Genomic DNA, 12,978 nt, shown 5'->3' on the forward strand with positions numbered 1-12,978 from the left:
GAGTCGAACATTCATTCTGACAGGATAGCACAAATGGTGACAAGTTTTGTCACCGTTTTGATCTACACCTGGTCCAGCAACGCAACAAAAAGGAGAATGCGACATGGAGCGGACAGCCGTGAACCCCTGGGAGTGGTCGCTCAAGCTGGGCTACAATCAGGCTGAGGTGACCAAGGGCATGACACATCAGGTCATTTGCGCCGGGCAGACAGCTGTGGACGAGAACGGCGCACCCCAGCACCCAAACGATATGCGCGCGCAGATCGCCTTGGCCCTGGACAATCTGGAAGCCGTAATCAAAGGCGCCGGCATGGATCTGAGCAATGTCGTCAAGTTAGGCGTCTTTGCTACTGATGTGGATGAGGCATTGAAGAATTTCGATCTGCTGGGGATGCGCTTTGGCCCGCATCGGGTCGCCCCGCCCATGACCTTGCTGGGTGTCACACGCCTCGCTATCCCCGGATTGCTGTTTGAGATTGAAGCAACCGCAGCGGCATAGGTGAGATCAGGCGCTCCTTGTTGTCATCTCTCAAGCGGCCGCCTTGTCAGCAGGTTGTTAGTCGACCACCTCCAGATTTTGCGCTTACGGAGAAAGTCTGGTTTGACGGGCGCTCTATGGCATTTGCGCTGCTCGCTGATCCGTTGCCGGCATTGCGCAGAAAGCGGGCTTCGCAATTTCACCGTGGATTGCACAGCCTGCCGCAATGATTGGTTCCTGAGTTTATGTGTTTTGATGACCCTGCCCCGATGGATGCGCTTATGGCGCGATTTCGTGCACTGTCGGCCAAACTTGGGACGCCTCAAGGCATGGGTCTTTGGAGGTTCGTTCGGTCTTGGCGGCGCAGTGTAGCATGCAAAGCCGATTGAAAAAACTTGTTTCTGTGGCCGGATTGGCAACCAACCAGCCGAAAGAGAAGTGAGCGTCAATCGTGAAAAGTTTGCAACTAAGCCCTGCGAACGGGCTCCAGTTGAGAAGCTTGTTTTGAGGGTGCGAACCAATTTGCTGAGGATACGATAGATTTTACTCGCCTTCGGATGCCAATGCTCAACCGGTCATTCGGCGTTCTGAAGACAAAGGCTACGACTGCAAATAGCAGCGCGGCAACAGGTTTCGCAGGCTTCAATCAGAAAAAATTTCAACAGAACGTCGGCCGGGAAACAAATTGTGATTAGAAATTAGACAATTACGGATCATATTTGTGGTAGACTAGGATGAACTTAGCGCGCTGGGACGAAGGAGTACGAAACCTAGAGGAACTTAAAAATGGAGATTTTCGAGCAGTTTGCAGAAGAGTATGGGCGGACAAAGCTCATCGAAATGACATTGCAGGACTATTTGCTGGAATGTCGAGAAGACCTTACGATGCGGGCTACCGCCGCCGAGCGGATGGTCGCTGCGATTGGCGAGCCAGAGCTTATCGATACCAGTCAAGAGGCTCGGCTCAGTCGCATATTTCTTAACCGGACAATCAAGCGATACAAACCCTTCCAGGACATATATGGCGTCGAGGAAACCATCGAACGCATCGTTGGCTTTTTCCGCCATGCCAGCCAGGGTCTCGAGGAACGCAAGCAAATCCTCTATCTGCTGGGGCCGGTCGGCGGGGGCAAGTCAACGCTTGCCGAAATTCTCAAAAACCTGATGGAGCGGCAGCCGATCTATGTGCTGCGGGCAGGTGACGAGATCAGCCCAATCTTTGAATCGCCGCTTGGTCTTTTTGACCGCGAGCGAATGGGGGATCTGCTGGAGAACAAATACAACATTCCCAAACGGCTTTTGAACGGGTTGATTTCGCCTTGGGCCATCAAGCGTTTACAGGAATTCGACGGCGATATTTCCAAATTTTCGGTTGTCAAACTTTATCCGTCCAAACTGCGCCAGATTTGCGTGGCGAAGACTGAACCGGGTGACGAAAACAACCAGGACATTTCTTCGCTTGTTGGGAAGCTCGATATACGCAAGCTCGAAGAATTCAGCCAGAACGATCCAGACGCATATTCCTATTCCGGTGCCCTGAACCGCACCACGCAGGGGCTGATGGAATTCGTGGAGATGTTCAAGGCGCCGATCAAGGTATTGCATCCCTTGCTGACCGCCACGCAGGAGGGGTCGTATGCGGGGACAGAGAACATCGGTGCCTTCCCTTTCCAAGGTGTTATTGTTGCACATTCGAACGAAGCGGAATGGCAGCAGTTCAAAAACAATAAGAACAACGAGGCCTTCCTGGACCGGATCAGCCTGGTCAAAGTCCCCTACTGCTTACGTGCCTCGGATGAAACCAGGATTTACGAGAAGCTGCTTGAGGAAAGCAGTCTGGGCGAATCCCCCTGTGCACCGGAAACGCTGTCAATCCTGAGCCAGTATAGTGTTCTGACACGATTGAAGGAACACGAAAACTCACCGGCTTTTTCCAAGCTCCGCGTCTATGACGGTGAAACACTGAAGGATACCGATCCCAAAGCACGATCAGTGCAAGAATATCGGGATGAGGCCGGGGTGGACGAGGGGATGACGGGCACATCCACCCGCTTCGCGTTCAAGGTGCTGTCCGAGACCTTCAATCATGACACCGAAGAAGTCGGCGCCGATCCGGTTCATCTGCTCTATGTTCTTGAACAGGCGGTGAAACGCGAACAATTCCCCGATGAGGTTGAAAGCCGATACCTGTCTTTCATGAAGGACGATCTGTCGTCGCGCTATGCGGAATTCATCGGCAATGAGATCCAAAAAGCCTACTTGGAATCCTATTCTGACTTTGGTCAGAACCTTTTCGACAGATACATCGCGTTTGCTGACGCCTGGATCGAAGATCAGGACTTCAAGGACCCGGATACAGGCCAGATCCTCAATCGTAGTGTTCTGGAACAGGAACTTGAAAAGATCGAAAAACCGGCCGGAATTTCCAACCCCAAGGACTTCCGGAACGAAGTGGTCAAATTCGTGCTGCGCGCGCGGGCCAACAATCGCGGTCGTAACCCCGACTGGCGCAAATATGAGAAGCTGAGACGCGTTATCGAAAAGCGCATGTTTGGTCAGATTCAGGATCTGCTGCCGGTCATCAGTTTTGGGGCCAAAAGGGATAAGGAAACTGAAGCCAAGCATAACGAGTTCATCGATCGCATGATCGGTCGCGGGTATACGCGCCGACAGGTCAGGCGCTTGGTTGAATGGTACATGCGGGTCAACAAGGCAGGATGAGGAGTCTATGCTCAAATGGCCCATTTCATCGACCGAAGGCTAAACCCCAAAGATAAGAATCTTGGGAACCGCAGGCGATTTCTGCGCCGGGTTCGCTCTGCCGTCAAAGAGGCGGTTGAAGAAAGTGTCCGGCGCCGGAAAATCGCGGATGTCGGCCAGCAGGAAAACATCTCGGTACCGTCAGAAGGGATCGGTGAACCGCATTTTCAGCATGACAACAAAGGCGGTTCCAAACAAAGGGTTCTGACCGGAAACAAGAAGTTTAAGGCGGGTGACCGTCTCAAGAAACCTCCGTCCGGCAAGGGCGGGCAGGGGCGACGTGAGGGGGCGCCCGAAGGGGAGGGCGAGGACGAGTTCATGTTCGTTCTGTCGCGGGACGAGTTTCTTTCCCTGTTCTTCGAGGATCTCGAACTGCCTGACATGGTCAAACGCAGTCTCAAAGAGGTCACCGTCTCGAAGCCGCATCGCATGGGCTATACTGCCGCCGGGACGCCCGCCAACCTCAGTGTTTCCCGAACGATGCGCAATGCTTTTGGCCGACGTCTTGCGATGCGACGACCGACCAACGCCGAGATCCAGGCTCTTACAGAACAGGTTGAAGAACTGGAGGCGCTGGAAAAGCCAGATGCAGCGCGAAAGGCGGAAAGGCAACTGCTGCGTGAGCAGCTCGACAAGATGCTACGGCGACGCCGGATCGTTCCCTATATTGACCCGCTTGATGTGCGTTACAAGTATTTCGAGATGTGCCCCGAACCGGCGGCGAATGCAGTGATGTTTTGCCTGATGGATGTTTCGGCCTCGATGGGGGAGCGTGAGAAGAACCTTGCCAAGCAGTTCTTCGTCCTGCTGCATCTTTTCCTCAAGCAACGCTACGATAAGATCGAACTTGTATTCATCCGCCACACCCAGGTCGCAGCGGAAGTTGATGAAGACACCTTTTTCCACTCGCGCCAAACTGGTGGTACGGTCGTGAGCAGCGCGCTCACCGAAATGAAAAAGATAATCGAAGCCCGCTATCCGCCTTCGCTATGGAACATTTATGCCGCGCAAGCATCAGATGGTGAGAATTTCAGCGGCGATTCACAACTATGCGCCGACCTGTTGACCAGCGATCTGATGAAGCGCTGCCAGTACTTTGCCTATACGGAAATTGTCGACGAGACCGAAGCAAATCTGATGAACAGCGAAGATAACGGCATGGAACTATGGCGTTCGTACCGACAAGTTGCAGAGGCCTGGCCAAACTTCGCCATGAAACGGATCGCGCGAGCGAGTGACATCTACCCGGTTCTGCACGAGCTGTTTGCGCGCAAGACGAACGGAGTTTCCAATGGTTGATCGGGCCGAAACTGGAGCGCCGCTGTTTGACGGCGCGGATTGGGATTTTGAGACCATCCAGCGCAGCTATGATGCAATCGAGCGTGTGGCGATTGATGACCTCGGACTTGACGTCTATCCGAACCAAATCGAAATCATCTCGTATCAGCAAATGCTGGATGCCTACTCGTCGACAGGGATGCCGCTCATGTATCGGCATTGGTCCTTTGGGAAGCGTTTTGTTCACGAAGAAAAGGCTTATAGCAAAGGCGCAAATGGCCTTGCCTATGAAATCGTGATCAATTCCGATCCATGTATTTCCTACTGCCTTGAAGACAACACGATGGCGCTTCAGGTCCTTGTGATTGCCCACGCGGCCTTCGGGCACAATCATTTCTTCAAGAACAATCACCTGTTTCGCCAGTGGAGCGATGCGCAAGGTATACTCGACTACCTCGACTATGCGCGCGGATTTATCGCCCAATGCGAAGAACAGCACGGGGAACGCGAGGTTGAGCATTTACTCGACGCGGCCCATGCGCTTATGCCGTCCAGCGTTTTCCGGCACAGGCGCCCAACCCACTTATCGCTCGCAGAGGAGAGAATCCGGCAGCGAGAGCGGCAAATCGAAGAAGAGCGGGCGGTCCATTACCTGTGGGACGCCTTCGATCATCCCACACAGTCTTCGAAAACCGATGAAGAAGCGGAAAAGCGCAAGCGCGAAATGGGGCTGCCGGAAGAAAACCTGCTCTATTTCGTCGAACGTCACAGCCCGGTTCTGAAGCCCTGGCAACGCGAAATTCTACGCATCGTTCGCAACATAGCACAGTATTTCTACCCGCAACGTCAGACCAAGGTTATGAATGAAGGATGCGCCTGCTTCGTCCACTATTATATTACCAACGAGTTGCACCGCGCTGGATTGCTGACGGATGGCGCGATGCTCGAAATATTGCACAGCCATACCAATGTTCTGTCCCAGCCCGACTTTGACGCCCCGAACGCGATCGGGATCAACCCTTATGCGTTGGGTTTCGCGATGATGCAGGATATCAAGCGCATCTGCACCGACCCGACCGATGAGGATCGGGAATGGTTTCCGGACATAGCGGGCAGCCGTGCGTGGCGCGAAATATTAAAGGATGCCTGGGCCCACTATCGCGACGAGAGTTTCGTTCAGCAGTTCCTCAGCCCCAATGTCATGCGCCGGTTCCGGATGTTTTCGCTAACTGATGACGAGGGGAAGCCCTTCTACACAGTCGACGCGATTCACGACGAACGCGGTTATCACCAAGTGCGCGACACCCTGGCGCGCGGCTTCGACGTTTCGGAATACGATCCCGATATTCAGATCGTTGATGTGGACTTAATGGGGGATCGCCACCTCAGACTGCATCACTCTGTGCGTGATGGTGTGCCGCTGGACAAAAAGACCAGCGAAATGACTTTGGGTTATCTGCGGCAAATTTGGGGTTTCGACGCGGCGTTCGAAAGCTAGTAGCGATTGTGTTGCAAGCTCTGAGCTTGGATGGACATGAGTGCTTTGGTTGTGCCCCTAACTTTTGGTTTTGATTGTCCCACAGTTCCCCGACACGGTCAGGGTTACTGGATGTATCTGTATCGGGCGGATGATCGCGATCGGAAAACCCTTGATTTCATGCTATCCGAACGGCGCGACGCCGCAGCGATTGGTCTGGAGCCTGGGCCTACTCAGCATCTGAATGGCTGAGGCACAGTCGTAGCGTTAAAAGGCGACGACTTGTAATTGGTAGCAAAAGGTGAGGACCGGTTATTTAGACAGATGTAGTAGAAGGGAAATTTGTTTTAGGTCTCTTCATTGACACTTTTCTCAGGTTTGCGTTCATAGCGAATGGCTGCGACTGCATCATTTTAACTTGGTGCCCAAGGTCAGCACTGGGCCGTGATACAACGTGTTCGGCTCAGCTGTTGAACCAAATCGGAGCGTCGCCTTCTGACCAAGTTGCGTATTTTCTCATCACAAGCGAAAATACTTCACTATCCAGGAATTGATCCAGCCATGCTGTTATATTCGGCCACTCCTGCACGTCAAACCACGCCCGATCTATAAACGCAAACTGGCGCACAAATGGTAGAAGCGCCAGGTCGGCTAGGCTGGGGCGATCTCCGAAAAGCCAAGCCTGCCCAACTAACCGCTCGTCGAGACTGAGCAAGTAGCTTGCCGCTTTCCTGCGTTCCTCTTTGGCATCTAAATCCGGATACCGCGTAGCGTATTTCGTGTGATCTAAAGCGGCCTTAAAGGGACCATCACTTACCCTAATCAGATCCCAACCTTCTTGAGGCATGTCCAAAAGCCGCTGTGGATCATTTTGTTGGAGCGCCCAAACCATGATTTCCAGACTTTCATCTATAACTTTGTCTGGAAGTCGAAGCGTGGGCACTGTTCCGGATTGGGATGTTTGTAAGAAGGCCTCTGGTTTGTCCCGTAGAACAATTTCGCGCAGCTCGACTGTAACTCGTGAACTCGCCAATGCGAGGCGAGCCCTTATCGCGTATGGGCAACGACGGAACGTCCATAAGATAGGGTGGTGAGCCATATGAGGATTTATCTCCAAACTACCAGCTTGGTCAAACCTCCCATTGTTTCCCAACAGGTACTCCTGCTTAACCGCAATCAAATTGTGATTTGGATGTCATGTGACACAAACTGCGGTGATCCATTGATTTTTCTCTCTTGGCAACAAGTCAACGCATCCAGCCGCTGACGGCGTCATGCCCAGGGTGTGTTGAGATCCGCGTGGCTCACATTGATCAATTGACAGGGCAGGGGGCCAACGCGCCACAGCGCGCGCACCGCGACCCTTGTCTTTGCGATAGCAGACCGCCTTGCGGTCTGCGGTGATTGTTTTTCCGGGCGTCAGGGGTCGAAAATCTCTCGCATCCGATCCTGGGGAAAGCGCGAAGTGAAAGCCGCACCGATTGTCCGACTCAAATTTCTAACTCCAATGCGGCTCAAGCAGAAATCGCGAAAATCCCGGTTCCTCCCACGCAGCCCGCGCGTTTCCCTCCCAAATATTCTTAATTTCAGCCTGACCCCTAGCCCTCAGATCAGAGACGGTTCTTTTTCATCGGCCCTACTCCTTTCCGGGAAAGGCGAACGCGGATTGCCCAGACGTGCTTAGGCTTCAAGGGGCGTTTTTGACCAGTGACGCGGCCCTTGTTCCACGCTGGTCGGCAGGCTCGAATGGCAGGTAAATTCGCAATTGTTATGGCGTTACTCCTATCCGCCTCAACGCCAATCCAACGTTGGCGCTGGAATGTACCAATGAAAGGCGCGTCAGATGCTAAGGTCTGTAGTGAGCCCTTAGCGCTGGATTTCGCGGCGTGGTATTTGGATTAAATCACCAAAGTTGGGGAAACCTCATGACGCTGTCCAATCCTATTAAGAGATTTTATCACGATATATGGAACATCGCGGACAATGTCTGCGCCTGGGAAATCCTACACCCAAAAGTTCGATTGTCGTCGGAGCCTCGGCACTAAGCGCTCGGGGTCGGATGAATTCATTCGATACATGGAGGAAGTTCGAGCGGCTCTCTCAGATTTTAATGCAATATCATAGAAAATTGTCGATGCAGGAGAAAACGCAGCTGCACGAATGTCCTTCGTCGGCACGCACCAAGGCAAATTTTTCGGGGTTGACGGAACAGAGCAGCGGATCGAGTGGTCCGGGGCAGCGTTCTTTACTTTAGGGACCATAAAAATCGGGAGCCTTTGGGCTCTGGGTGACATAGATTCAATCAAGAGACAATTGAATGCCCACCCGAAAGAAGCGTTTCTCGATCCATAGATATGACGGCAGTTTTGTTGCGCCAACTGGAAACCAAAGCGTTGGAACATCGTGCATCGAATGTTTTGTTCGATGAGCACACCGTGACGCCGGAGCGGCAGGGCCAAGGTTCGTTATGGGCCACTCGATACCCATGAAAGTGGATACTTTCCGGTCATTCGCTGCGCCAGAACTTATAGTCAGCTCCCATCTTTTATCGGCGGAGGAGCATGGTTGCTTTCAGATCGGAGCACATATGCGCAAGGCATCGAGAATTGCGGCGTGCATATTTCTGCTTGTAACAGCGTCGCCAATGCGCGCCAGATAGAATTGACCGCTACGATTGGTGTCAACGAATGGAAACGTTCCGTCAATGAGTGCCTTGTGTTCCACCTGCCCAAGGTTGCGCGAGATTGGTTTGAGTTCGTGATAGAGTTCCGCCATCGGGGAAAGTCCATGTTCAACGACCACGTAATCGACAAGACGTTCAGTGACATCCCGCGTAAACACATGCCGCAGGCTGGCGCGAACTCGGTCGCCCTTGCGCGTCAGAGAGGTAAGCTCTTGCAGACAGGTGAAGGCAACCCCGTTAGCGGCCAGATCGCGCAATGCAACGGCAGAGGTCGTTGGGCCGAGGTCATGCAGAAGGGTCCGGTCCGGGGTTACAAGATTTACGCTACAACCGGAACCAGCCAACGCGTCAGCCGTAACGGCCGCAGGGTGATCGCCGACTTCGTCAAATAACAGCACCTCACCTGAGACACGTGCCTCACCGGACAAAACTTCCCAACTGGAGATCGCCAGTTCTCTGCCGGGGATGGCTAATGTTTCAGGCCAGCCACCTGTCGCAATGATCACCAAATCGGGAGTTTCGGACAGCACGTCATCGGCTTCGGCAAAAGTGTTCAGGCGGATATTGACCCCAAGCACCGTCACTTCAGAAATCAACCAGTCAGCAACGCCCCAGACCTGCCTGCGCGTCATACCCTTGGCGGCCAGAACCAACTGCCCGCCCAGGCGATCCGACGCCTCGAACAGCGCCACATCGTGGCCACGCAAGGCACAAATCCGCGCGGCCTCCAGGCCTCCGGGCCCGCCACCAACGATAACCACTTTTTTAGGGGTGTCGCTGGGGGTGATGATGTGCGGCAAGGTCTGCTCACGCCCCGTCGCAGCATTGTGTCCGCACACGGCAGGTTTGCCCTGATTGACCCGGTCCACACAGTAGCCCAAGCCGACACAGGGGCGGATGCGCTCTTCTTCCCCGCGTGCGAGTTTTTCCACCAGATAGGGGTCGGCCATCTGTGCGCGGGTCATGCCCACCAGATCGACATGGCCGCCAGAGACAGCGTGGCGAGCCGTGGCAATATCAGCAATCCCTCCGGCGTGCAGAATCGGTAGATCGACGGCATCACGGATGCGTCCGGCCACTGTGATATGCGGGGCCGCTGGCAAACCCATGGGGCGCACCCATTCGGCCAAGCCAAGATCATCGTAGGGTGCGCCGGCAAGGATGTTGAGCAGATCGACATGGCCGGAGCCTTCCAACATCCGGGCGGCGGCAACGCAATCTTCTGAGTTCAGCCCTCCCTCGGTTAGTTCATCACCGGTGATACGCATCGACAGGATGAACTCGGAGCCGACTTCAGCACGTACTGCGTCAAGCACCTGCAAGGTTAGTTGCATGCGGTTCTCCAACGGCCCGCCATAGTCATCGTCGCGCTTGTTGGTAAGTGGAGACAGGAATTGCCCTAGAAGGTGTGAGTGGGACAGAAGCTCAATTCCGTCGAACCCGCCCTGCTGACAGCGTCGCGCAGCAGCTGCGAAATCGCCAACAATGCGGTTGATATCCTCTTGTTCCATCACTTTGGGAAAGGCGCGGTGAGCGCGTTCGCGGATACCGGATGGAGCCAAAACCGGCAGCCAATGCCCATCATCCCATGCCGTGCGGCGCCCCATATGGGTGATCTGACACATGATCGCGGCACCATGTTCGTGAACGCCATCCGTAAGCTTACGGAACCAAGGAATTATGCTGTCATCGCCGGCATAGAGCTGGCCAAACACCGATGGGCTATCAGGGGCGATATTGGTCGACCCGCCGACCATGGTCAGGGCGACTCCGCCCTTTGCCTTTTCCTCATGATACAACCTGTAACGGTCCCGGGGTTGGCCAGCTTCGACAAAATTCGGTGCATGGGATGTGCTTACGATACGGTTGCGCAAAGCCATGTGTTTCAATTGAAACGGATCAAGTAGGTTTGCCACATTCGTATCCCTTCGGCCAAATCTTCAGTTTGAAAACTGTCCAGGGTCGGGCCGCTGGTCAAATTCCATGCCTGATGAGCTTCGTTGTCGAGGGAATGTTATTCGGGATACAACGTGTGAGAATTCGCAGCTTCCGACATGGTTGTATGAAAAGACGACTCCGCCACTAGACTCATATGTGGAAAACTCGTTGAGCAGAGACGGAGGCCCGACAGTTGCCGCTCGATCCACCAAGGTCGGTTAGCCGGATCGACCCAAAGGAGTTCGCGAATGAAAGAAGGTATGGAACGGAACAATTACGCCCCCAGAGTCTGACGGCGCAATCGGTCTACATCGACCTTGCCGGTAACTAGATCATAGCGCGTGCGTAACTCCAACAAGGCCACGACCTGCGGGCCGATCAATAGGCTGGATACATTTGAGCAACTTCCGAGAACATGCCACAAATCGTTTACGAACTGCAGGCGGTACATATAATTGGGTCGCCCACAGTTACTGGAAATCAGTACATCGCAAAATTTGCAGCGGCGCGACGAATGTCGGCTATGCACCAAAAACAGTGACTTCAGCTGAATCAGTTTCACCACTGCTCACAACACTTCGCGTCTCGCCCTTCGTAGGGCTCCAAAACATTCGCGTGGTCCAGTTCGAATTGATATTCGTTGTCTTCGTCCGCGCCGTCAAACGCATGCCGTTCAATGCGGAGGGGCGCGATGGAAATGCGCCGGTGGTGCTCTCTGGGCCTCGCCCGATACCAAACAGCAGGTGTTGCGGCTTCAGCAGCCTCTATCTGATATGTTGGACGGGGGCAGACCCGCTTGTCCGGCGCTATGGTGAAAGTTACGGTCAAGGGATGTAATGCAAATGGGAAAGCTCGGATGTCTGTTCAAACCGGTTACCTGCTAATCGCTGATATTACCGGTTATACCGGATATCTGACCCGGTCAGAGTTGGAGCACGCCAACCCAATCATCCTTTCTTTGCTTGAGGCGGTTGTAATTGAACTAAAGGACCCAATGAAATTGCGAGGTCTCGAAGGCGACGCCGTTCTTGCCTACTCGAGCGGGCCCTTCCCCTCTGGCGAGACTTTCCTCAATATGTGTGAAAGCCTTTATCGGGCGTTCGCCGAACGCCGTCGGAACATCGTGCAGAACACAACTTGCCCCTGCAATGCTTGCCGCAACGTAGCCGATCTTGATCTGAAGATCCTCGCGCATCACGGAAAATATGAAGAACTGTCGATCGGACCGATGAAGGATATTTCCGGTGCTGACGTCATACTCGTGCATCGTATGGCGAAGACAGATGTGAAGGAGGATACTGGTATCCTCAGCTACGCCCTGTTCTCGGAAGACGCGTTCCGGGCAATGGGCATCGAGTCTGACCTCATGCAATACAGCGCTCAGTTCGAGCACTTTGGTGACGTGCCCATGCGGGTCTATGACCTTGCAGCCGCCTGGCAAAGATACCGCGAGATTGCCGGGCCGGTCCGCGTTTCTGATGAGGATGCTGTGTTCACAACCCGGCACACACTGAAGGCACCACCGGTAGTGGCCTGGGAGATGCTTACGGACCCCCGGCTCAAGATGCGCTGGATGATGTTGAGGGACGCTTATCGGGAAGGGGGCGCGTCGCGAACATCCGCCGGCGTTCGCCTGCACTGCGTGCATGAAGCGGCTCACTTTCAGATGCTGATCGTCGACTGGCATCCTTTCGAATACGTGACCGACATCCTCCACAATTCTTCCATTGAAGGCCTTACAAACCTGGAGACCTATGAGTTGGTCCCGGTAGAAGAAGGAACCGAGATCGTGTTTCGGATGGGGCAGCTGACTGGCGCCAACGGCAAACATCATCCAGCAGAGAAATCTGCAGTAATCGATCTATTTGAGAATTTTTACCCGGTGGCTTTCAGTATTTTGGACGAAATGGCGTTGGAATTCCAACAAGTAAAACAATAGTAATGAGAATGATGCTTGGGCGGCTATTAATCGGAACCACCATTGTGAGGCAGCCGGTCGCTGTGAAAATCCCTCGCTCAGGGTTGGCATCCGCCCGGCGATCAGGAACGTGTTGCTGTCATAATTTTCGAAAGTTGGCTACAGAATAGGCGAGGTTTTATCATTGCCAACGTTAGGCAAAGCGGTCGCTGACGCAATGCTGTTTAACGGTGGCATCTTTGCGCTCTTCGGACCTCCATCCGTCTTCCAGTTTCGCTTGCGCAGCGAATGTCTCCTTTGACGGGCCACACCGCAGCGACGGTGATTAAGGTCGAACGACCGCTAGGGACCGTAAAAGATGAGCCAACCCGCCGCGCCACTACAGATGCTGCGCTGCCTCTGAGGTCGGTTGTGAGTCCAAAGTAATTGAGACAGCGCGTCGTACG

At 53.9% G+C, this 12,978-nt stretch carries 8 protein-coding genes and 2 pseudogenes; 7 read left to right on the forward strand and 3 right to left on the reverse strand.

Annotated features, from left to right (window positions below):
• Positions 1 to 103: 103 nt before the first annotated feature.
• The 5 genes and pseudogenes from AC2FI9_RS04700 to AC2FI9_RS04720 all read left to right on the forward strand — a co-directional run.
• The gene (locus AC2FI9_RS04700) at positions 104 to 499 is read left to right on the forward strand and encodes a RidA family protein (protein ID WP_496766114.1); all 396 of its coding nucleotides are present in this window, start codon (positions 104 to 106) and stop codon (positions 497 to 499) included.
• Between the two features lie 765 nt (positions 500 to 1,264).
• A complete protein-coding gene (locus AC2FI9_RS04705; RefSeq protein WP_496766116.1) occupies positions 1,265 to 3,199 on the forward strand; it encodes a PrkA family serine protein kinase in 1,935 nt (644 codons plus the stop codon).
• Positions 3,200 to 3,214: 15 nt separating this feature from the next.
• Positions 3,215 to 4,537, forward strand: coding sequence for a YeaH/YhbH family protein (locus tag AC2FI9_RS04710; protein ID WP_496766118.1), 1,323 nt, complete (start codon positions 3,215 to 3,217; stop codon positions 4,535 to 4,537).
• Entirely contained in the window at positions 4,530 to 6,014 is a 1,485-nt protein-coding gene (locus AC2FI9_RS04715) for a SpoVR family protein (protein WP_496766120.1), read from the forward strand. The genes AC2FI9_RS04710 and AC2FI9_RS04715 overlap by 8 nt, the downstream gene beginning before the upstream one ends.
• Positions 6,015 to 6,113: 99 nt before the next feature.
• Positions 6,114 to 6,203, forward strand: a pseudogene (locus tag AC2FI9_RS04720) (IS6 family transposase); the annotation flags it as partial.
• 253 nt (positions 6,204 to 6,456) lie between these two features.
• Here AC2FI9_RS04720 and AC2FI9_RS04725 read toward each other — a convergent pair.
• A complete protein-coding gene (locus AC2FI9_RS04725) occupies positions 6,457 to 7,092 on the reverse strand; it encodes a glutathione S-transferase (protein ID WP_496766532.1) in 636 nt (211 codons plus the stop codon).
• A 553-nt stretch (positions 7,093 to 7,645) separates the two neighbouring features.
• Positions 7,646 to 7,765 (reverse strand): annotated as a pseudogene (locus tag AC2FI9_RS04730) (site-specific integrase); the annotation flags it as partial.
• Between the two features lie 355 nt (positions 7,766 to 8,120).
• Between AC2FI9_RS04730 and AC2FI9_RS04735 the strand changes: the two are divergent.
• Positions 8,121 to 8,345 (forward strand): ester cyclase, encoded by a 225-nt coding sequence (locus AC2FI9_RS04735; RefSeq protein ID WP_496766536.1) that lies wholly within the window; start codon positions 8,121 to 8,123, stop codon positions 8,343 to 8,345.
• Positions 8,346 to 8,564: 219 nt separating this feature from the next.
• On the opposite strand, the gene AC2FI9_RS04740 is transcribed toward AC2FI9_RS04735, so the two are convergent.
• Positions 8,565 to 10,592, reverse strand: coding sequence for an oxidoreductase (locus AC2FI9_RS04740; protein WP_496766122.1), 2,028 nt, complete (start codon positions 10,590 to 10,592; stop codon positions 8,565 to 8,567).
• Positions 10,593 to 11,470: 878 nt separating this feature from the next.
• Here AC2FI9_RS04740 and AC2FI9_RS04745 point away from each other — a divergent pair.
• A complete protein-coding gene (locus AC2FI9_RS04745) occupies positions 11,471 to 12,553 on the forward strand; it encodes a DUF2652 domain-containing protein (protein ID WP_496766124.1) in 1,083 nt (360 codons plus the stop codon).
• The last annotated feature ends 425 nt before the right edge of the window (positions 12,554 to 12,978 follow it).

This window comes from Ruegeria sp. CDSA246, assembly GCF_059611225.1.